Below are 21,054 nucleotides of genomic sequence, written 5' to 3' on the forward strand. Positions count from 1 at the left end.
TGAGTGAGCTGCACTGAGTGATCCGACTATTCGGAACCGCCCTCGCCTCGTCCATTCCCACCGCCGTTGTTCTGGCGCGGACCCTGGGAAACGACGATCGTCACGGAGCTGCCCTGGCTCACGCTGGCCCCCTCACTGGGGGACACGGCGATCACAGAGCCTGCGGCCACGGTGTCAGAGTGTTCCTCCGTCACCGATACGCGCAGAGTCAAGGCCTCAAGCTGCGCGGTGACAGTTGCCTGCGGCTGTCCCGCAAGGCCCGAGGGAATGCCAACCTTACCCGTGGAAATCGTCAGGATAATCGCATCGCCCTTGGACGCGGACGACCCGGCAGCAGGATTCGTTGAAATAACCTTGCCCTGAGGCTGCGAGGCATCGTCGGCGGGTTCAACGCTGCCGACCTTCAGTCCGGCGCTTTCCAGCGCCTTACGCGCTTGGTCCTGCGTCATTCCGGTGACGTCGGGAACCTGAACAGTGTCAGACCCGGATGAGGCATACGCGGTGACCTTCGATCCTTTCTTCACCTTTGCCCCTTCGGAGGGATTGACCTTCGCGATCTTTCCTTCCTCGACGGTGTCGGAGGCCACCGGATCGGGCGCGAGCTCCCACACAAGTCCCGCAGCTTCAACGGCTTTTTGTGCGTCAGCGGGACTTAATCCCACCAGACCGGTAGGAACCTTGACAGATTCAGGACCGCTGGACAGGTATGCGGTGACCAAGGACCCGGCCTCCACCTGAGTTCCCGATTCCGGATCAGTTCGAGCAACATCACCCTCGGCAATATCGTCGGATGGCTCAGTGTCCTCAGCGACCGCCCACACGAGTCCCGCGTCTTCGACGGCCCTCTTCGCTTCGGCCTGCGTCATTCCCACGAGACCCTCGGGAACCGTGACTTTCTCGCTTTCCGCCTGACCCTGAGACAGCAGGAACCATGCGCCGAAAATAATGAGGAGAGCGGCAACAATGACGCCGGAGATGATCCACGCTCTCTTGCGTTTACGCTTGCGTGCGACCTCTTCCTCGTCCTCGGTCATATCGGTTGACGAGGCCGAGGTGACGGTCTGATTGGTGGGGATCGCCGGGGACATCATCGGCATGGTCGCTGTTGCTTGAGAGGCCACAGCCGGCGCCCACACAGTCGCGTCGGGCGCGTTGACGGCAACGCCGCGTGACACGCGCATCAGGTCAGCGAGCATTGACGAGGCCGTTGCGTACCGGTCATTGCGGTCTTTTGCGAGGGCCTTCATGACGACGCGATCAAGTGCTTCGGGGATGTCGGGCGTGATTGACGAGGGAATCGGAGGGGTCTGCTGCACGTGCTGGTAGGCCACGGAGACCGCGGAATCCCCCTTGAAGGGCGGACGACCCGTGAGAAGCTCAAATAAAACGATACCCGTGGAATACAGGTCGGAGCGGGCATCCACCTGCTCTCCGCGCGCCTGCTCGGGAGAGAGGTACTGCGCTGTGCCGACAACCGCGTTTGTCTGCGTCATCGTTGCTTGCGAATCTGTGAGCGCCCGAGCAATGCCGAAGTCCATGACTTTGACCTTGCCGTCGTTCGTCAACATGATGTTCCCGGGCTTGATGTCGCGGTGAACAAGATGCGCGGCGTGCGAATACTCCAGGGCTGACAGCGTGCCGGTGATGATCTGGATGGCCTCGTCAATGGGCACGGGGTCTCCGTCGGAAATCAGATCCTTGACGGTGTGTCCCTCAACGTACTCCATGACGATGTAGGGCACGGAGATCGCACGGCCGTCAGGACGGTTGACCAACTCCTCACCGGTGTCGTACACGGCCACAATGTTGGGGTGGTTAAGCGACGCCGCCGACTGTGCTTCGCGCCTGAAACGGGCAAGAAACACCGAGTCTTGGGCCAGGTCGGAGCGCAGCATCTTGATCGCAACAACGCGAGACAGACGCGTGTCGAAGCCGATGTGGACCTCGGCCATTCCTCCGCGTCCGATGAGTGAGCGGACCTCGTACCGTCCGGCTAGACGGCGGCTGATGGGCTCTGCCATGTCAGAACCTCCTTGGTGCTGTGTACTTCCCGGGCTGAAGCGCCCAGCGAATCGAACATATTGTGAATCGTAACCGCCATGACGACCATGAGCGCCACAACGACAAGAGCAATGAGAACCCCGATGAGGATCTTGCGTAAACGAGATGCCGGCGGAGCAACCACCGACCGGTTATACCGAGTTTTTATCGGAGCCACAGCGGGGGATTTCCGAGAATCAACCACTGTTGACGAGGGCGAATGCCACTGCAGTTGACGTCGGGTTCCCCTCGATGGCGGATCGTCTCCCCGGCTGAGGGCGCGCTCAGTCAGACGAGAAAATAGCTCTGACTGACCGTGTCCAGGTTTGTTGGTACCGCTGTCGGAGTGCTCCGAGGACGAGGACCGAGAGCTCGTGGGAAGGTGCTCGCGGTGTTGGGGACGCGTGGGGGCGGCACCCGGCTTGTCATCGGATCGATCTGCCGTTCCGGTGGTCATCGGCTCAGCGTCGTTGACATCGGAAGCGCTTGCCGCACCCTCGCTGCTTCTCTTCGGGAGGCCTGCCAATCCCGCAGGTGTGTGAAGCATTTCCTCGGGGAGGGTCCGGCGCGTCACATGCCGAACCGGGGCGATGGGGCGTTGGATGCCGTCAACGGCTGTCTGTGTTCGCGGTGCGTCGTGATCGTCTGGGTGCGACTGGGGGAGAGTCAGAGGTGTTTTCGAGACCGACAGACCGAGTTCTTGCGCTGCTGCCGCCAGTTCGCGCACGACTGCGCGACCAGAATTGGGGCGCTTGGACGGATCTTTCTCCAAGAGATGAAGGATGACTGCGGCTAACGCGTGGGGAACATCGTCGGGAAGGGGAGGGACCGGGTCGTTGACGTGTGAAAAAGCAATGTTTACCTGGGACTCTCCGGTGAAGGGCCGGCGTCCGGCGACCGCCTCGTAAGCGATGACCCCGAGAGCATAGAGATCCCCGAGTGCCGTCGCTGTTTCCCCCATCGCCTGCTCAGGGGGCAGATACTGTGCGGTCCCCATGACCATTCCAGCGGCTGTCAGGTTGACCTGGTCAGATGTGCGCGAAATACCGAAGTCGGTGAGCTTCACCATCCCGTCGGGTCGAACAAGGATATTTGCCGGCTTAATGTCGCGGTGGACAACTCCTGCCTGATCTGCGGCTCCGAGCGCCATCGCGACCTGCATGAGGAGGGGAATCAGTTCGTTGGGAGCGATGCGTGCCCCTCCGCGCAGATAGTCGGTGAGAGGACGGCCCTCTACGAGTTCCATAATGATCCAGCCGCCGCCGTTTTCCTCACCGAAATCTTGAACATTTGCAATGTTCGGATGCTCGACTGACATGGCGTTACGCGCCTCAAGACGCAGACGAGACAAGGGGAGTTCTTCTCCCAGAAGTTCGGGGCGCAAAACCTTTGCGGCAACGATTGAGCCAGTGACGCGGTCGCGTGCTTTCCACACCTCACCCATGCCACCTTGCGCAATATGGCTGAGAAGCGTGTATCGGTCACCGAGAACCCGTCCCACTCCGGTAAGTGTTCGTCTGTCGCTCATTGGAGCCCCGCTTCCACAAGAGCACGGGCAATTGGGCTGGCAGCTACTGCCCCGTAGGTCACGGGATTGGACGCGTCGCCCTCGACAATGACGGCGAAAGCAATCTGAGGGTCGTTTGCGGGAGCGAACCCAACGGCCCATCCATTGGTGAATCCCTGAGTTCCTGTTTCGGCGGTCCCTGTCTTTGCGGCAACGGAAACACCGGGGATACCGATCTGCGTTCCCGTGCCGTAGGGACGGTTGACAACGGCCTGCATCATCGTGTTGAGCTGGGAGGCAATCTCAGGTGAGATGGGATGACCCGCAACCTTCGGCGTTGTTGTTGACTGGGGTTGGAGGTCGGCATCAACGATCTGATCGATCAGGTAGGGCTTCATCATCGTTCCGTTATTCGCGATTGCCTGAGCAACCTGTGCCATCTTCAAGGGAGTGACCTGAACGGTGTACTGCCCGATCGATGCCATTGCCAGCTGCGCAGCATCGGCGTCGTCAGGGAAAACGGACGGGGTCACCGGTAGGGGAATGGTGTCCTTTTCGTTGAATCCGAAACGTGACGTGATGTCCGTGAAATCAGCGGTCGTCATCTTTTCTGACGCAATGATGAAAGTTGTGTTGCATGAGCGCGCGAAGGCTTCGGTGAGCGTGGGGTTCCCGTCTCCACATGCGAGGTTGTTGCTATTTGCCACATTCGTCACCGTTCCGGGAAGTGTCGTCGACACGGGAGACGGCATGGTGGTGTCAGGGGTTGCCAGCTGCTTTTCCAGCAGGCCAATTGTTGTGAGAATCTTGAACGTTGATCCGGGAGCGTAGCGGTCACCGCCGATTGTCCGGTTGATCAACGGCTTATTCGGGTCATTGGCAAGCGAAGAATATGTGTCGGAAACCTTCGAGGAATCGAAAATCGCGAGGGCGTTGGGATCGTAGGAGGGAGAGGAATACATGGCCAGGACAGCGCCGGTCTTGGCATCCAAGGCAACGACCGCGCCCTTTCGGTTCCCCAACTGTTCGGCTGCGATCTGCTGCATCTTCGGTCGGATCGTCAGGACAACTCCGCCGCCCTGGCGCTTCTCCCCGGTGAAGAGGTTCTTGAGGCGCTGGCCCAGGAGGGCCTGAGAGTTCCCGTCAAGGATTGATTCAGCCGATGCTTCCAAGCCGGTTGATTGCGAAACCGCCGCTGAGAAATATCCGGTGATTCCCGCGTACAGGGGACCCTGTGCGTAGGTGCGTTGGAAACGTCGAGATCCGTCAATCTTTGACGAGGACGCGATTGCGTTGCCGTCAACAATGATTGGTCCGCGGTCAACTTCCGCGGAGTGAAGAATTGTCCGTTCATTGCGCGGATCCGCGTTGAGTGAGGGAGCCTGAATGAACTGGGAGTTCGTGACGCCGAAGCCAAGAAGGGCAAACATCAGCAGAATCACAAGGAAAAGTCGACGAATCTGGTGGTTCATGACGCGCTCCCCTCAAGGACCGGTTCCTGGATCCCAGAGTTCCACGGTGCGGGAGCGGCAGCGGGTCTGCGCGCGGCGTCGGAGACGCGGATGAGGAGGGCAACCGTGATCCATGACGACACCATTGAGGAACCGCCGGCGGCGAGGAACGGAGCGGTTAGGCCCGTCAGCGGAATAATTCGGGTGATTCCGCCGAGGACAACAAAAAGCTGAATCGCCAGCGAGAAACTCAGGCCAGTGGCGAGGAGTTTCCCAAAACCGTCGCGCACTGAAATCGCAGCGCGCATTCCCCGCTCAATGAGGATGAGGTAGAGCATGAGGATCGCGAAGAGCCCAACCATGCCGAGTTCCTCGGCCAGTGACGACAGAATGAAGTCAGAATTCGCCAGAGGAACAAGCTGCGGGTAGCCGCGCCCCCACCCGGTTCCAAACAGGCCACCGGAGGCCTGTCCGAAAAGAGACTGAACAACCTGGAATGAGCCGCCGTTTGCGTTGTACACGTCATGGTCGAGGGCGTGAATCCACACGGAGAAGCGGCGCGCAACGTGAGGAAATGCGCGGATCGCCACGAACACTGCGGGAACGAACATGACGAAACCGATGACTAACCAGGACACGCGATTCGTTGCAACGTAAAGCATCGCAACGAAAAGGGAGAAGAACAGCAGCGAGGTTCCCAGATCGCGCTGGAGGACGAGAATGGCGATACCAATGAGCCACGTCGTCAAGATCGGGCCGAGATCACGGGCACGAGGCAGACGTAATCCGAGGACTTTGCGTCCCCCGATCGCCAAGTTGTCTCGGTTGGTCACGAGGTATCCGGCGAAGAATATCGCCAGCGTGATCTTGACGAGCTCACCCGGTTGGAAACTGAACGTTCCCAGCCGAATCCATACGCGCGCTCCGTAGGTTTCCTGACCAAGCCCCGGAAGCATCGGGAGAAGAAGGAGGAGGAGTGAAAGGAAACCGAAGGTGTAGGTGAAGCGTCTGAGCTTGCGGTGATCGCGAAGAACAATGAGGATGACGGCGGCGACGGCAATGGCAATGCCGGCAAAAACCAGCTGCCGGATCCCCACAGTTGCTTGACCGAGAGCCCTGTAGGACAGGTCAAGACGGTAAATCATGGCCAGGCCCAGACCTGTGAGCGCCACGGCGATCGGAAGGATCACCGGGTCGGCGTAGGGCGCAAGAAAATGTACCCCGACCTCGGCAATGATCGCGAGGATCACGAGGACGACGATGTGGCGCGTCAGATTACCGGGAGGCTGACCCGTCCGGTTAATCGAGGTGAGTACGTAACCACCGATCCCCACGGTCAGCGCCGCAAGAAGAAGGATGATTTCTGTGATTCGGCGGGGTCTGGCGGGTGCAATCGATACGGTCGCCATCAGCTGCGACCTCCCGACTGACTGCCGGACTGCTGGGCGCCTGACTGCCCGCCGAGCCCAAGTTCGGCTCGACGCGCCGCGGACTCCTCAAGACCTGCGATGTAGTCGTCAATCTCCTCACGGGATGACCGAACAACGGGCTCCGTCAGACGCTGACGGTCAACAGGAGACAGATCCTTGAGCTGAACGTCGGTGACTTCAATGGCATGGGAAAGCTGCCACGAGCCCAGCGACTGCGGGATTCCCTGGTGAATGACAACGCGGCCATCGTTGCCGATTGCGTAGTACTGGTGCTGCGTCCACACCCAGCCCAGCCACGCAGACACAATGATGACAGCGGCAAGGAAGGCCGCTGACACAAGCGGCCACCACCGGCGAGGTTGCGGTGAACTGTCTTCTCCGTCGTCAGGATCATCAACGGATGGTGCTGACGTGTGCAAGGCTGCGGCCCGCGCGGCGGCACCGCTTCCTCCACGGCTTGCCGCATGACGATCCACGGCTGCGGCACCAACGATCTGCGGCGGATCCGGAGCGTAGGAACCAGAGGCGACAATGTCGGCAACGACGCAGGTGATGTTGTCGGGACCGCCGGCAAGTAGCGCCAAGCGGATCAGTTCCTCCGCGCAGTCGCCCGGATCCTGCGTGTCAGCGAGAACTGTCCCAATTGTTTCCGGCGACACAACACCGGACAATCCGTCTGAGCAGAGAAGCCACCGATCACCGAGGACGGCCTCACGTACCGTCTCATCCGGGCTCACGTCGGCTTGAGCATCACCGAGGATCTTGAGGACAACGTTACGATTGGGATGATGTTCAGCCTCTTCGGGCGTAATTTGTCCGCTATCGACGAGGTATTGAACGAAGGAATGATCCGTTGTGACCTGAGTGAGCGTTGTTCCCCGCAAAACGTATGCGCGCGAATCTCCAATGTGGACCATCGCCAAACGGTTCCCCGTCCGCATCACCGCGATACATGTGGTTCCCAGGCCCGCCAACGCGGGATCGTGCGCCGACCGGTCTGATAACTCGTCGTGCGCGGCCATCAACGCGTCCCGTAGGAGCGGAAGCATCTGATCGGAAGAATGTGTGTCCGTGTCTAGGGGAACGAGATGTGCCAGAGCCACTGACGAGGCAATGTCACCTCCGGCGGGCCCTCCCATTCCATCAGCAAGAACGAGAAGATTGGCTCCCGCGTAACCGGAATCCTGGTTGTTGGAGCGGACGAGGCCGACGTCTGAGCGGGCCGCCGCGTGAAACTCAATCGGTTGGGTGGCCATGTCACCTCACCAATTCGAGCGTTGTCTGCCCGATCCGAATAACGTCGCCGGCCTTGAGCAGCTGCGGATGAGAGAGGCGCTCGTCGTCAACGAAGGTGCCGTTGCGGGAACTGAGGTCTTCAATGAACCAACCCTCGGCGCTGGGAGACAGGGTTGCGTGTCGACTAGATGCGTACTCGTCCTCGATCACCAGAGTGCACGAGGGAGAACGGCCGATGGTGATGGGAGTGGACCCCAGGGGAATGACCGTGCCAACAAGGGGCCCTCCCGTCAGAAGGAGATTCGTTGGATTCTGCGTCTGGTTTCCTCGACTACGTGCAGCTTTGCGCTCGCGGCGGCTCTCGCGACGACGCTGATCAGCTTCTTTGCGTCCCTTTCCTCGGGGTGTGACAACGGTGCCGAAGATGTCGCGGCGCAGGGTGTTGACGGCGCCGAGGACGAGCAGCCACAGGAGTACAAGGAATCCCAAGCGAAAAACGGTGAACGCGAGGTCTGTGGTCATTGATTTCCGTCCTCTTCTGGGTGAGTCCAAAAGAGGATCCGCGTTCGACCGATGACGATTTGGTTGCCGTCGAGGAGTGTGGCGGCGTCGATCTTGTGGCCTTCAACGTATGTGCCGTTTGTTGATCCCAGGTCGGTCGCAATAACCCCGGTTGGGGTGATCCGAAGTTCAAGGTGGCGCCTGGAAACCCCGGAGTCATTGACAACAATGTCGGCCTCGGATCCGCGACCGATGACGGTGACGGGTTCAGTGAGCAGCCATTTCTCTTCGCCGATGTCGAGAATCGGATGCTCGGGGGAGGCCGAGGAGGCCGTTGCGGGGGCAGCGGCGCCACGTCGATTCTCCGCTTCGACGCGCAGCGTCCCCGTCATCTCCGTGGAATCTTCACGGAAATCGATCGTCACGGGGCCAAGGAGAGCGTATCCGTGAGACGCTGCGTGTTCGGTCACCTGCTGGCTGAATTCGTCGGCGAGGACGTCAAGGTCTGCTTCGAGGGAATCGAGGTCGGCTTTGGCCGCATGAATAGTGAAATGATTTGCCGCGATAACACGATCGGATGAGACCTCTTGGACAGAATCATCAAGGGCCCGGCGAATCGCAGACGTGACGTCGACGGGCTTGATTCCCGACCGAAACACACGGGAAAAGGCACTATTCACGCCTTTTTCCACCGCGTGTTCAAAGCGGTCGAAGATGCTCATTGTGTCTCCTCATGCGTGCGGAATACATCCTGACGTACTGCGCTGGCACAGCCAACCACCACCCAGTTTAACCGTCAACGTGAGATTGAGGGATTTTTGCCTGACAGCCCGCAGCAAAATTCGGAGCATATGCAGAGACAATGCGGTATACAACATGCGTCTTGGCATGAATTAAGGGCCGACCCGAAGGTCGACCCTCAATCCAATCCCATCAACACAGTGCAGTTTTTCCGAAGGCATCCCCCTACCACAATTATCGACCCATGTGTGTGGGCCGCCGCGGCCCGGGTCGTATTCCTTTGTGATGACACCCAATGTAGGAGTTCTTTCTGATGAGACGGTTGAATGCGCCTGGGATTTTCCTGGGATTTGGGCTTCTACGGGCATACGACACATCGCGTTCGCAGGTATCAGAGGTCAATACGAACGACGGCCCCAGCCGATATGGCTGGGGCCGTGTGCTGTCAATGGGATGGGCTTAGAAATCCCAGTCCTCGTCCTCGGTGTCAACGATTTCGCCGATGACGTAGGAGGAACCCGATCCGGAGAAGAAATCGTGGTTCTCGTCGGCATTGGGCGACAGAGCGGCAAGAATTGCCGGGTTGACATCTGTGGAATCGGCGGGGAAGAGAGCCTCGTACCCCAGGTTCATCAGAGCCTTGTTCGCGTTGTACCTGAGGAACTTCTTAACATCCTCGGTCAAACCGAGAGGATCGTAGAGGTCCTCGGTGTACTGCTCTTCGTTTTCGTACAGCTCATACAGGAGTGAGAAGGTGTAGTCCTTGAGTTCATCCTGGCGTTCGGGAGAGGACTCATTGACGGCAACCTGGTACTTGTAGCCGATGTAGTACCCGTGAACGGCCTCGTCACGAATAATCAGACGGATGAGGTCAGCGGTGTTCGTCAGCTTGGCGTGCGCAGACCAGTACATGGGTGCGTAGAAACCGGAGTAGAAAAGGAAAGATTCAAGCATCGTCGAGGCGACTTTGCGTTTCTCAGGGTCGTCACCTTCGTAGTAGGACTTGACGATCTCGGCTTTCTTCTGGAGTGCTTCGTTCTCCTCAGACCAGCGGAACGATTCGTTGATTTCCTCGGTAGACAGCAGAGTCGAGAAGATTGACGAGTACGACTTCGCGTGCACCGACTCCATGAATGCGATATTCGTCAGCACCGCTTCCTCGTGAGGGGTGCGGGCATCGGGAATCAGCGACACGGCACCGATGGTCCCTTGGAGGGTGTCGAGCAGTGTGAGGCCGGTGAAGACGCGGTTCGTCATCAGCTGCTCGTGGGGGCGCAGAGTCTTCCAGGATTGGAGGTCGTTGGAGAGCGGAATTTTCTCAGGCAGCCAGAAATTCCCCGTGAGGCGGTCCCAGACTTCCTGGTCCTTGTCGTCTTCGATGCGATTCCAGTTGATTGCCTGAAAAATGGGTGTATTCGACACGGCTTCTCCTTAGGTGTCCTGCGATTTTACGTCACGTGTGGGGGCGCGTCGGGGCGGGCGCCTCGTTCGCTGCTGCGTATTCGTATTGACGAGGGCGAGCTGGGCCTCCGAGCGTTTCGGATTTCCGGCGCGTTAGTCTCGACTGCGAAGGAAAACCAACGCCGCTGCGTCAACGAGGATAGCCCCAATCGTCAGGGGAAGAGCCTGACGCGTATGAGCCAGGGCCACTCCCTGTGCGCGGCGACGCTCCCCGCGGGAGAAGAGCCATTTTTCACAGGCGACGGTTACCCCAATGGACGCTGCGGCAAGACCCGCGCCGATGGCGAGTTCCTTGATCGGAAGTTCGGCGTCGCCCTCGTCCGTGTCATCACAGTCGGCGTCGTCTGGGGTCTCGTCGTAGGATTCCTCTCCCGCAACGTAGTAGTCAGTGCGATCATCAAAGTCACTGGCACGGTCCCACGCGGCCCACCCGGCAACACCGAGAAGTCCAACTTTGAGAAGCGCTCGCACCCCTTTTGACCTGACAAAATCTGGGAGGGCATACCAGGCGAAGACACTTGCGCCGGTGACGGCGGTGGGGATCAACTGGTGAGGATCCTCTTCAATGGCACTGCGTGTCTCCTCGTACAGCTCGGTAATGTCGAAGCTTGGTTCCGTCAGGTCACGGGGGGCCGGCAGGCCTGTTGCCGAATCGGTCATGATGTCTCCTTGGTTGAGGCTGCCTCCACTCTAACGGCCCCGCGGGTGTTTGTGTATGGGGGAGGACGCACGTGAGGATAAATTGCGAAAGCTCGGGCACGCGAGTAAAGACACTCACTCATCCAGACTGCCCGAGTTCTCACAGGTGGAAACTCTCCTCACCCGCGTGAAGGACGACACCCGATCCGTACACCCAGGTCCCGTGCGGTACCTAATCGTTGAGCATGGCGTGCAGGTGGTCGAAGACTTTACCTCCCGACGCCCTGACTCCGTCATGCTGATACTCATTCGTCACCCACGTGCGGACACCCGGAACAACAGACGCGGTGTCCAAGGAAAGCTCGCGAGGAACAAACATGTCGTCGTAGTAGACCGCCGCGGCCACGGGAACCGTGTTCGAGGCCAACACATCGGGCAGATAGACGGGATTCCAATCTGATTTTTCAGCGAGTTCATTCGCCGTACCCGCCAGGTGACGAAGAGTAGGATCCTCGTCGAAAATCGTCCGCATCATGTGCTCACCGGTAAGGAAGTACGGCTCGTCCTCGTTGAGCGGATCGGCGTCTTTGGCGAAACCGGGGATTTCTTCGGCGAGGCGATCGGCAGCCCACCTCGTCCTCGTCCCCGCTAAATCGGGGGTCGCTCCGGCGTAAATGGACTCTTGGAGAACCCCGTACATGGGAACCATCGCGACTTCGGAGGCTACCTGGTGGAGGAAATTCTCCGAGAGGCGCCGCTGGCCGCGCACACTCACCCACGGGCATTCCACAAGATAGTGGAGCATGTCGAATCGGGTGTCCAACCCCAGGCCAATGCCGATCATGCGGAAACGTTCAGTGGAGAGGCGCTCGCCCGTGGGAAGGAACTCCTCGGTATCGCGCAGGTGCGCGGCAATTTCGCGGATCGTGCGTTCGTCCCAGGGATAGCGATCAAGATAGGCGCGGTTGCGCACAGCGGTCGCTGCGTAGGTCTGACGGTAGATGTCATCAATGGGGACGAGGCCGGGCAGTCCGCCGGTAATAAGCGAGGCCGCCAGGCCCTCAGGTGCTAGTGACAGATAGCTCAACGTGATGAAGCCGCCGAAGCTCTGCCCCAGTGAGGTCCACGGAGCGCCACCGGTGATTTCCTTACGCAGAGCCTCGGCATCGCGAACAATCTGGTCCTGTCGGAAGAACGACAAGTAGTGGGCGCGCTCGGCATCGGAGGCGAAGGACGACAGGTACTGCCAGTCCATGTGTGTTGACTGTCCGGTGCCACGTTGGTCAAGCAGGACAACGCGGTAATGCTCAAGGGCTCGTCCGATCCACCCGTCACGGAAGTCGCTTTGACGTGGGGATGCTCCCCCGGGACCACCTTGCAAGAAGACGAGGTGGGGGAGGGACTCCCCGCCGGAGCGCACGATTTCGCGTGCGAATATGCCGATTGAGGGATTATCGGGTCCGGTGGGACGCGAATGGTCAAGAGGAACCTCAATGCGGTGTTCGTTGATCGTGCAGGAATGCTGGGTGTACGTCAGCGTCATCATGCATGTGAGCATATCGGGTTGGCTGGCTCTCAGTCGGCGTTATCGGTTGCACCGCACAATCGCATGGGCGAGGCGAATGCGGATAGGCGAGGAGGGGGCGAGGGCGTGGCCGAGTGCGGAGGGGCGAGGGCGTGGCCGTGGCCAGAATCGTCTGGACTACGCGAAGGTCGACAGAAGAACAACGTACGTGACGGTCCCCGCCGCGACGGAAAGAATGAGACGTCGGCCAAAAATCAGGTGAACGACGGCGGTGACTGCGGCGGCGAGAATGGCAATCCACCAGGTGGGAGAGGCTTGTTCAATGCCGTCGCGCAGCGTCGCGGCAACGAGGATCACCATGATTCCCGCGGGCATCCACGCTGCCATGTTCCCAACGAAACGGGAATCCCGCAGAGGTTCGAGGATCGCGAAAGGAATGGCGCGCAGCCCGAAGTCAATGAGGAAGACAACGACGAGAATCCCCAGAAGGTACAGCACGGAGATATTCATTCGCGAGAACCTCCCGTACGTGCCGAGACATTGGACGACTCAGATTCGGCGCCGGAATCTTCCCCGGGCGTTGGAGACACCCGATCGCCGAGGACGTCCGGGGATGGACCGTTCGGATTCGAGCGTGTTGTGAGCACATGCCTGAAGCACAAAATTGCGACGAACAGAAGGAGCGCGGCAAGCAGTGATTGATCGGGGAACGCTCCGAGTGCCACGAGGTAGGAAGCGCCCGCCAGAAGAACGGAAGGCAGTTCTTTGAGCGTCCGGGCTGCATCTAATGCCAGCGTGATGAACATGGCGCACAAAGCGAAATCCAGTCCCGGAATGGGCTGGGGAATGAGTGAGCCCGCACCTACTCCAACCAGGCCGGACACCACCCATGTTGCCTGGAATGTCACCTGCATCGCGAGCAAACGAGGTTTCGTCCACCCGTGGGGCCGCGCAGCCGTCAGTGCGAAAGCCTCATCGACCAGCGCGTACATTGAGTACAGGCGCGCAACCCGTCCCTCAACGACGTGCAGTGGAAACGAGAAGGCGTAGAACACGTGGCGAAAATTCACCAGGAGCATCGTCACCGCAATCACCGAGATCGGCGAATACTGCGCTGCCATTGCAATGACCAGAAGCTCCGCTGACCCGGAATACGCCGCCATCGACAGTGCCGGCGCCATCCACCAGGGCATCCCCAGCTGCGCAACAAGTAAGCCGTACGCCATCCCCAGTGGAATGTAGCCCAGCGCCAAAGGCACCGTCATTTTCACCCCGGTGACAATCTCCATCCGGGGCGGTTGCGCGGGCACCGGGACTGGCGCCGTCTCAACTGATCCGGTCATAGTGCCATTGTGCGCGTCCTATAGCTGGTGCGGTTCCTTTGTTTCGTCCCGTGAACCCGCGTGAATTAGCTGATCAGAGTTGACTGATGGTGAACGATCCGCATTGACGAGGACGAATCCGCACCTTGACCTGCGTTGTCACCCGATGGGTGTTCTCGGGTGCCCCGTGTTCGCCAGATTGAGGTTTCGACCGAGGAACCGCCGTCCCAACTCAAGGTGTATCGGGTTGTCCATAGTCCCGAGGCGAGGGCGCAAGCTGCGATACGCCCGATCGTCAGTGAGGCTGGAACGGGCCCGAGTGTTGAATCGGTGACGCGGCCGTTAGGCCACACGCGCCGAAAATCGGGATCTTCGAGCGTGGTAATTGTCTCTTCGTCACCGTTCATCCACGCGAGAATCCACGACTTCTCCGAGTCGATAATCTGTGTCGCCTCAGTGTTTTCACTGTTGGATGCCGAGGCGCTGGCTTCCTGAGCCGTTGCGGGGCTCGGTGCCGACTGAGTGTCCTCATCTTTGGGAGTTGAGGTCTGGATGTGTGATCCGCTCAAGCCCGGTCCTCCCGTTGGAGTTTTTCCGTCTTGATAGGCCTGCGCGCATTCACGCGCACGATCGTCCGCCATCTCGTTGAGCCGATGCCCGGCGTGTCCCTTCACCCACTCAAAGGTCACCTGACGACCGCGGATTTCCCGATCAATGTCCTGGATGACGTCCAGGTTCTTGATCGGTTTCTTGTCGGCCTTGACCCAGCCGCGTTTCTTCCAACCGTGCATCCACTTCGACACGACGTTAATCGCGTATTGCGAGTCAGCAAGGATATGCAGGGGTTCGTCGGCGTACCCGGCGGCCGCTGTTGCGCGCAACAGCTCGAGGATTGCGGTGAGTTCACCAAGATTATTTGTGCCGCTTGGCCATCCACCCGCATCCCACCGGTCATCATCAATGACCCACGCCCATCCGGCGGGACCTGGGTTACCGAGTGAGGATCCATCAGCAGCGGCGGTAATTGTCATGACGCACATCGTAGTTGACGCCGGATAGCCTGATCGACGACGTTTCTGGAGCGCTGGAAACCGTGGAACACTGCGTTGACCCCGAGGCCGCACGGCCTCGGGGTCAACATGGAGTGATCATCCACGACACACCCACATCACGTTGGTGAATGTGTCAGATGATGCGGAAATGGCAGCGGAGCCTTTGGTTCCTCATTCGTCGGCGAGTGCCTCAATCGGGCTTGTGCGTGATGCTCGGCGACCGGGCAACCACGATGCGACGAGGGCAGCGATAAGTGACACCGCAAGGATGGCTCCGATGAGCGGCCAGGGAATCTCAATGACCGTGCGTACTCCATCCAAAGGCAGGGATGCAGTTCCGATGGCACCGAAAATGGTTCCCAGGATGATGCCGATGAGCGACCCGGCAAGGCTGATGAGAACTGCCTCAAGGGTGAACATCCGTCTGACAGACCTGCGTGACATACCCAGTGCCCGCAGCAGCCCGTTCTCGCGAGTCCGTTCGGCAACCGACAGGCTCAGGGTGTTCGACACCCCAACGAGAGCAACCAGCACCGACACACTCAGAAGAGCAATCGCGCCGGTGAGCAGCACATTAATTGCTTTCGTGTACATTGCGCGCTCGGGAGCACCGCCGCCAACGATGAATGAGCTGTCGATCGAGGAAATCCTCGATTCCACATCCGTCGCTTGATCGACATTTGCCAGCTTGACGATAGCCGTTGTGTACGGGGCATTGGGTGCGAGGGACTCAAGCGTTGTTGCCGACACCTCCGCGTTATTCGGCGAGAGAGACTCCGAAAATTCCGCTTTCAGGGTTGCGCACACGGGCTCTTCTGTGCTCGATGACGGCTGAGCGCACACATCCAGTGAATCGCCGAAATGTGAGTAATACGTGGAGACGCGGACAATCGAATCTGGGATGTTCTCCACGGGTGAATGAGTCACCGAGGAAATGTCGGGGTACCCCTCAACCTGTGCGAGAGCGGGTAAATCATCGGTTGTCGACGTGTAGGAATCCATCGAAGCGGCAACCTGCGGCCCCCGACCTGCGGGGGCCAAAACCAGGGTTGAACCGCGGACAGCGACAAGACCATCCGTTCCTTCGACGGCCTTGATCTGGTTGATCCTGTCCTCGGGAATGGACCCCTGTGAAGACTGCACAATGAAATCAACGGGTCGACGATTATCCACCTGATTGAGGATTGTCTCGCGGGTCGAGGCTGCGCCCACACCCATTGTCGTGATCAGGGTGACACCAATGGTGATGGCAACCGCCGTTGCAGCTGTGCGACCGGGAGAGCGAACAACATTTTCCCGAGCGAGCTTGCCCGTCATCGACCGCATGAACACCCCGAGAAGATGTGCGATCGACGGGAAGAAAGCGGAGCACACCCCCATTGAGGACACCAAAAGCACGAGAGCGGAAACAAAGGTGACCAGGAAGCTCTCCTCGGTTCCTCGGTGCACGAGCCCGAAGGTAATTCCCGCGATGGCCAGGAGAGAAATGATGGAGAACACGATGAGGGAGGTGCGTCCCTTCCGTCGCTGATCCATCGTCACATCAATCGACGACAAGGCGGCGATCGGGCTGAGGCGCCCCATTTTTGCTGCGGGACGCCGACCGGCAATCCACGCGACAAGAGTTCCAACTAACCACGTGGCGGCAAGACCACCAGGGGAGAACGCGGCGAGGAATGCGGGGCCAAGGGTAAGGAAACCCAGTGCCCAAAGGCCGAGGCCACCCAGAGCAGCACCGATCAGAGCACCCAGTGCCGAGGCAACAGCACCCACAAGAAGTGTTTCCCGTGCAATGAGAGACCGAACCTGGGAGCGTGTGGCCCCCAATGCCCGAAGTAGTGCAAGTTCACGCGTGCGCTGTGTCATCACCACTTGGAATGTCGTCGACACAATGATGATCGACACAACAACGGAAATCAGTGGGAATATCGCCAGGACGGTCATCATTCCAGCCAACGAGGTTGACAGGAACTTCATCATTTTGTCAACGGCCACATCGGCAGTGGTGACATCTGTGGTTTCAGACAGACCGGCTTTTGCGAGGGAATCAGCAATCGAGGACGTGAGAGACTCCTGCTCGGCTTTCGACGGAGAGTCACTGTCTCCAGCCACGAGAAGACGCAGGGCGTTTCCTATGGTGGGAGAGAGGCGATCCATACCAGCGCTCGTGATGTAGACAATGCCCGACTCCATTGGAAGTGCTTTCGTAATGCCGGTGATTGTCAACGAGCGTGTCTGTGAGTCCTCCGTGTACGCCTCGGCAACCTCAAGGGAGGAACCGACATCAACGGACAGTGCCTTGGCAATATCGGGGCTCACAAGGACGCCATCATCGCTTGTTGGCAGGCTCCCGCGACTCAGAGTTGGAGAAGAGAAAGGGGGTGAGGAGAGTGTGCTCAGCATGCGCGTGATGCGTTTCCCCTCGTGTGAGAACTCCAGGAAAGACTGGCGAACAGGTTCAACGGCGCGCACCCCGGGAATCGTCGACACGTTGTCGATGATGTTGCGTACGTCCGAATCTTCGAAACTCGATAGAGATTCCGGCGGGGTGATGACTGTGGAGGCTCCGGCGAACTGCGCGGACGCCGACTGCGTGAAGGACCGCATCAAACCGGACGCGAAAGACAGGAAGAGGACGACGAATGCCGCCGATATGGCAACTGCAAGTCCTGTTGCCAGGTATCGACGAGCATGCGCTCGAAGATTTGCAGACAGAAGGCCTTTCATCGTGCGACCTCCAGCAGCTGCGCCTGGCTCGGGTGACGCAAGTCGGCGAAGATCTGGCCGTCGCGCATCACGAGGACGCGGTCAGCGACAAGAGCGGCACTCATATCGTGGGTGACCATGATGACGCTTTGTCCGAGCGTGTCGACTGCCGAACGCAGAAGCCCAAGAACTTCCTCGGATGCTGTGGAATCAAGGTTACCGGTGGGCTCATCGGCAACGATCACTGCGGGCTTTGATGCGAGGGAACGCGCAACGGCGACGCGCTGCTGTTGCCCTCCTGAAAGTTCACTGGGACGGTGAGTGAGTCGTTGTGACAGGCCAAGAACATCAACGATTGTCTTGACCCATTCGCGGTCCGGTGTGCGTCCCGCGAGGCGCAGCGGAAGCTCAATGTTTGCCTGAGCGGTCAGCGTTGGGACGAGGTTGAAAGACTGGAAAACAAATCCGATGCGATCGCGACGCAGACGCGTGAGGGCATCATCGTCGAGGGTGGACACGGCAACACCTTCAACGAACACCTCTCCAGATGTCACGGTATCTAGGCCAGCAAGCATGTGGAGCATCGTGGACTTGCCCGAACCGGACGGGCCCATGATCGCCGTGAATTCGTTGGCATTAATTGTTAACGAAACAGAGTTGAGTGCGGTGACAGCTGTTTCTTTCGAGCCATAAACCTTCGAGACGTTTTCTAAACGAATGACGGAAGCGGCCGTAGCCGGCGAAGAGGAAGTGGACGGAATTGACGTAGAAATGCTCTGAGGCACAGGTGTTGTGTTCATATGTCTACTGTGCCGAAAATCTAGCGCACGCAACATTGGGGGAAGGCCCCTTTCGGCCCTGAAATTCCTCCGCCACCTCTTCGGGGAATACCCTGAGCAGCAGTGCGGGAGGGGAAATTATTCGGTTATTCCCAGCTGCGTGAGTGTAAAAGCGAACTCCTGTGCACGACAGGCCCATCGTCCTTCACGGCCCGACGGACCAGAGTGCCCGGCAACCATCTCGGTGCGCAAGACAATGGGTCGCGCTATTGCGTTGGCGGTTCCCGTGGCCTCACGCAGGCGTTGAACCCACTTCGTTGGCTCAACGAACTCAACGCGCGTGTCATTGAGTGAGGTTGACGCGAAAACCGCAGGAAGACGCTGACCTTGGGGAACGTTCTCATAGGGGGAATACGACCGCATGAGCGCATACACCTGCGGATCCTTCACGGGATTCCCCCACTCTTGCCACTCACCAACCGTCAACGGCAATGTCGGATCGAGGATCGTTGTTAACGCATCAACGAATGGGACACCGGCAACGATGACTCGGAATAGAGAGGGAGCCATGTTGAGGACCGCACCCATGAGCAGTCCGCCTGCGCTGCGTCCCTCAGCTGCCAAACGCTCAGAGGCAACCCAGCCAGATGTTGTTAACCATTGAGCAACATCAATGAAGTCCGTGAAAGAGTTGACCTTCGAGAGTTGGCGTCCGTCCTCGTACCAGGACCGTCCCATCTCGCCGCCACCGCGGACGTGAGCGATCGCGAAAACCACTCCGCGCTCCAACAGCGGTAAACGCAGGGTGTCAAACTCGGGGTCATAACTAATCTCGTAGGCCCCGTAGCCCAGGAGCCACCCTGGATTCGTGAAGTCCGGTGTGACGTCGCTTCGGTGAATGAGGGTCACGGGAATACGGGTTCGACCGTCACGCGCCAGAACCCACGCGCGTTCCTCCACGAAATGACTCGGATCCCACCCGGGAACATCGCGCACTCTGAGCGTGGTCAGAGCGCAGGTAATGGGGTTAACGTGCAGGGTCGTTGGAGGAGCCGTAACCGACTGAATCTCAACACGTAGTGAACGGTCCTCGAAACGAGCCCCCGGCACAGTGGAGATCGTTCGGATATCAGCGTCCGTTGCGAGGAAACGCCCGGGGCCCCACACGTGGGCGAGGTCATCGGCTTGGCCGAAAATCGCTGAACGCATGCGTACCTCCACCTGAGTGAGGCCCCCGGAACGCATTGTCACGGCAAGATAATCCGCGCCAGCTTCGGCGTAGAGCACTCGCTCCCCACGGCGGGGCTGGCGCAGAGTCCACCACAGCGGCTCGGGAGCAATGGGCGCCAGCGCGGGAAATGACGGATCCGACGGATGGGAGTACACCGCGCAACCTTTGAGAAGGAGTTCTTGCTCGCCAGACAGGCGGAGAAGCTCCTCGCGATGGGGTAGGGGTGCGAGGGCGACGCAGCCCTCTCGTGACCGTGCGCTATGAACGAGGACGAGGTGATCTCCCGCCGGTTCAACGGATATCAGGACGTTATCCATCGGCCCGGTAATGGGCAAGGGCGTTGCCGTGGGTTCCGAAACGATCCACAACCAGGCCTGAGATGATGTCAGTGACGACGAGGAAATGACCACGTGCTCTGGGTCAAGAGAGTCAACAATTTCAATGTCAAAGGACGGGTCTTCCTCTTCGAGAAGCAGACGATCGTTAAATTGCGGTGACCCAACGGTGTGGAGCCACACCTGGTGGGCGCGCCACGCATCATCCACACCGACGTAGAGAAAAGCCTGTGAGGAAGCAGCCCACGCGAAGCCATAACCGGCGTGATCCACTCCCGAATCAATGACTTCCCCGGTGGACATCTTCGTGATGTGCCAGCGGTAGCGTTCATCCCCGCTCCAATCCGCAGCCCAGGCAACAAAGGCCCCATCGGGGCTGGGAACCAGATCAGCTAAACGGAAGAACTCGTGCCCTAAAGCCAAAGCGTTTTCGTCAATGATCAATTCCTCGCCGTCAAGAGGAACACCGGGGGTTACCGTCGGAGGAAGATCGTTGGTGCCCATAGGTCCGCTGCTCTGAGCGGCCACCCGGTAGTGCCTGCGATATTGGTCTCCCTCGGTCCAGCGAGAGAAATACCAGTAGTCGCCGGCGCGCACCGGAACAGAGACATCGGTGAGAATGGTGTGAGCGCGGACCTGACGAACGATCTCCTGTGCGAGGGAGCGCGAGGAGTGCGTCACCTGGTCAGTCCACGTATTTTCTGCGTTCAGATGCGCGATGACCTCTGGGTTTTCCCCATCACGGAGCCAGTCCCACCCGTCATCGATACGGTCAGAATGGAGTGAACGTACACGCACCCCTAAGCGCTTTGCGGCGACGGGTGGCGCGGTCATACGGGACTGGGTATTCGTGGTCGCCTGCGCGGTTGCCGCATTGAGGGGCGAAACAGAGGACGCAGTGGGATTGTCTGAGGAATCGGAGGAATGCGAGCTATTTTCAGGGAAGGTCATGAGGTGACTGTAGACATGTTCTTCCGCATCGGTAAGCCGATTGTGTCGGCGTGTTGATTCAGATCCACGTGCCTGTGGATAACTCGCATCGTCACTAGCTGAGCGCGGGTGACCGACCCCACCGATTGAGTGAGAACCCACGATGAA

The 21,054-nt window shown here is 59.2% G+C and carries 17 protein-coding genes; 1 reads left to right on the plus strand and 16 read right to left on the minus strand.

The window, feature by feature from the left end; all coding sequences use genetic code 11:
- Positions 1-26: 26 nt before the first annotated feature.
- The 7 genes from pknB to G7Y41_RS00725 are packed head-to-tail and all read right to left on the minus strand — an operon-like array spanning position 27 to position 8,887.
- A complete protein-coding gene (gene pknB / locus G7Y41_RS00695) occupies positions 27-2,021 on the minus strand; it encodes a Stk1 family PASTA domain-containing Ser/Thr kinase (protein WP_165315695.1) in 1,995 nt (664 codons plus the stop codon).
- The gene (locus G7Y41_RS00700; RefSeq protein WP_165315696.1) at positions 1,994-3,568 is read right to left on the minus strand and encodes a serine/threonine-protein kinase; all 1,575 of its coding nucleotides are present in this window, start codon (positions 3,566-3,568) and stop codon (positions 1,994-1,996) included. Before G7Y41_RS00700 ends, pknB begins: the two co-directional genes overlap by 28 nt.
- A complete protein-coding gene (locus G7Y41_RS00705) occupies positions 3,565-5,019 on the minus strand; it encodes a peptidoglycan D,D-transpeptidase FtsI family protein (protein ID WP_165217118.1) in 1,455 nt (484 codons plus the stop codon). The genes G7Y41_RS00700 and G7Y41_RS00705 overlap by 4 nt, the downstream gene beginning before the upstream one ends.
- Positions 5,016-6,407 carry an FtsW/RodA/SpoVE family cell cycle protein gene (locus G7Y41_RS00710; protein ID WP_165217120.1) on the minus strand — a complete coding sequence of 464 codons (1,392 nt, stop codon included), beginning with the start codon at positions 6,405-6,407 and terminating at the stop codon, positions 5,016-5,018. The genes G7Y41_RS00705 and G7Y41_RS00710 overlap by 4 nt, the downstream gene beginning before the upstream one ends.
- Positions 6,407-7,684, minus strand: coding sequence for a PP2C family protein-serine/threonine phosphatase (locus G7Y41_RS00715; RefSeq protein ID WP_165315697.1), 1,278 nt, complete (start codon positions 7,682-7,684; stop codon positions 6,407-6,409). The genes G7Y41_RS00710 and G7Y41_RS00715 overlap by 1 nt, the downstream gene beginning before the upstream one ends.
- 1 nt (position 7,685) lies before the next feature.
- Positions 7,686-8,186, minus strand: coding sequence for an FHA domain-containing protein FhaB/FipA (locus G7Y41_RS00720; RefSeq protein WP_165315698.1), 501 nt, complete (start codon positions 8,184-8,186; stop codon positions 7,686-7,688).
- On the minus strand, positions 8,183-8,887 hold the full coding sequence (locus G7Y41_RS00725) for an FHA domain-containing protein (RefSeq protein ID WP_165217123.1): 705 nt from the start codon (positions 8,885-8,887) through the stop codon (positions 8,183-8,185). The genes G7Y41_RS00720 and G7Y41_RS00725 overlap by 4 nt, the downstream gene beginning before the upstream one ends.
- A 332-nt stretch (positions 8,888-9,219) precedes the next feature.
- Here G7Y41_RS00725 and G7Y41_RS00730 point away from each other — a divergent pair, with 332 nt between their 5' ends.
- Positions 9,220-9,369, plus strand: coding sequence for a hypothetical protein (locus tag G7Y41_RS00730; RefSeq protein WP_165315699.1), 150 nt, complete (start codon positions 9,220-9,222; stop codon positions 9,367-9,369).
- On the opposite strand, the gene nrdF is transcribed toward G7Y41_RS00730, so the two are convergent.
- The 9 genes from nrdF to G7Y41_RS00775 form a co-directional block, all read right to left on the minus strand.
- Positions 9,366-10,328, minus strand: coding sequence for a class 1b ribonucleoside-diphosphate reductase subunit beta (nrdF, locus tag G7Y41_RS00735; RefSeq protein WP_165217125.1), 963 nt, complete (start codon positions 10,326-10,328; stop codon positions 9,366-9,368). The genes G7Y41_RS00730 and nrdF overlap by 4 nt on opposite strands.
- Before the next feature lie 132 nt (positions 10,329-10,460).
- Positions 10,461-11,027, minus strand: a complete 567-nt coding sequence (locus tag G7Y41_RS00740; RefSeq protein WP_231367320.1) for a peptidase S9 — start codon at positions 11,025-11,027, stop codon at positions 10,461-10,463.
- 211 nt (positions 11,028-11,238) lie between these two features.
- Positions 11,239-12,552, minus strand: a complete 1,314-nt coding sequence (locus G7Y41_RS00745; protein WP_165315700.1) for an alpha/beta fold hydrolase — start codon at positions 12,550-12,552, stop codon at positions 11,239-11,241.
- Positions 12,553-12,708: 156 nt separating this feature from the next.
- Positions 12,709-13,041, minus strand: a complete 333-nt coding sequence (locus G7Y41_RS00750) for a branched-chain amino acid transporter permease (protein WP_165315701.1) — start codon at positions 13,039-13,041, stop codon at positions 12,709-12,711.
- Entirely contained in the window at positions 13,038-13,874 is an 837-nt protein-coding gene (locus G7Y41_RS00755) for an AzlC family ABC transporter permease (protein ID WP_231367321.1), read from the minus strand. Before G7Y41_RS00755 ends, G7Y41_RS00750 begins: the two co-directional genes overlap by 4 nt.
- Positions 13,875-13,939: 65 nt before the next feature.
- On the minus strand, positions 13,940-14,884 hold the full coding sequence (locus G7Y41_RS00760) for a ribonuclease H family protein (protein ID WP_165315702.1): 945 nt from the start codon (positions 14,882-14,884) through the stop codon (positions 13,940-13,942).
- A 192-nt stretch (positions 14,885-15,076) separates the two neighbouring features.
- Positions 15,077-17,632, minus strand: coding sequence for an FtsX-like permease family protein (locus G7Y41_RS00765; RefSeq protein ID WP_165315703.1), 2,556 nt, complete (start codon positions 17,630-17,632; stop codon positions 15,077-15,079).
- Entirely contained in the window at positions 17,629-18,411 is a 783-nt protein-coding gene (locus G7Y41_RS00770) for an ABC transporter ATP-binding protein (RefSeq protein ID WP_165315704.1), read from the minus strand. Before G7Y41_RS00770 ends, G7Y41_RS00765 begins: the two co-directional genes overlap by 4 nt.
- A 117-nt stretch (positions 18,412-18,528) precedes the next feature.
- A complete protein-coding gene (locus G7Y41_RS00775; protein ID WP_331272607.1) occupies positions 18,529-20,907 on the minus strand; it encodes a S9 family peptidase in 2,379 nt (792 codons plus the stop codon).
- Positions 20,908-21,054 lie beyond the last annotated feature (147 nt).

The sequence above is a fragment of the Schaalia sp. ZJ405 genome (genome assembly GCF_011038885.2).
Taxonomy (GTDB): domain Bacteria; phylum Actinomycetota; class Actinomycetes; order Actinomycetales; family Actinomycetaceae; genus Pauljensenia.

Coding starts and splice junctions, on each gene's coding strand:
- pknB (WP_165315695.1), bottom strand. CDS start 2,021: ATGGCAGAGCCCATCAGCCGCCGTCTAGCCGGACGGTACGAGGTCCGC.
- G7Y41_RS00700 (WP_165315696.1), bottom strand. CDS start 3,568: ATGAGCGACAGACGAACACTTACCGGAGTGGGACGGGTTCTCGGTGAC.
- G7Y41_RS00705 (WP_165217118.1), bottom strand. CDS start 5,019: ATGAACCACCAGATTCGTCGACTTTTCCTTGTGATTCTGCTGATGTTT.
- G7Y41_RS00710 (WP_165217120.1), bottom strand. CDS start 6,407: ATGGCGACCGTATCGATTGCACCCGCCAGACCCCGCCGAATCACAGAA.
- G7Y41_RS00715 (WP_165315697.1), bottom strand. CDS start 7,684: ATGGCCACCCAACCGATTGAGTTTCACGCGGCGGCCCGCTCAGACGTC.
- G7Y41_RS00720 (WP_165315698.1), bottom strand. CDS start 8,186: ATGACCACAGACCTCGCGTTCACCGTTTTTCGCTTGGGATTCCTTGTA.
- G7Y41_RS00725 (WP_165217123.1), bottom strand. CDS start 8,887: ATGAGCATCTTCGACCGCTTTGAACACGCGGTGGAAAAAGGCGTGAAT.
- G7Y41_RS00730 (WP_165315699.1), top strand. CDS start 9,220: ATGAGACGGTTGAATGCGCCTGGGATTTTCCTGGGATTTGGGCTTCTA.
- G7Y41_RS00740 (WP_231367320.1), bottom strand. CDS start 11,027: ATGACCGATTCGGCAACAGGCCTGCCGGCCCCCCGTGACCTGACGGAA.
- G7Y41_RS00745 (WP_165315700.1), bottom strand. CDS start 12,552: ATGATGACGCTGACGTACACCCAGCATTCCTGCACGATCAACGAACAC.
- G7Y41_RS00750 (WP_165315701.1), bottom strand. CDS start 13,041: ATGAATATCTCCGTGCTGTACCTTCTGGGGATTCTCGTCGTTGTCTTC.
- G7Y41_RS00755 (WP_231367321.1), bottom strand. CDS start 13,874: ATGACCGGATCAGTTGAGACGGCGCCAGTCCCGGTGCCCGCGCAACCG.
- G7Y41_RS00760 (WP_165315702.1), bottom strand. CDS start 14,884: ATGACAATTACCGCCGCTGCTGATGGATCCTCACTCGGTAACCCAGGT.
- G7Y41_RS00765 (WP_165315703.1), bottom strand. CDS start 17,632: ATGAAAGGCCTTCTGTCTGCAAATCTTCGAGCGCATGCTCGTCGATAC.
- G7Y41_RS00770 (WP_165315704.1), bottom strand. CDS start 18,411: ATGAACACAACACCTGTGCCTCAGAGCATTTCTACGTCAATTCCGTCC.
- G7Y41_RS00775 (WP_331272607.1), bottom strand. CDS start 20,907: ATGACCTTCCCTGAAAATAGCTCGCATTCCTCCGATTCCTCAGACAAT.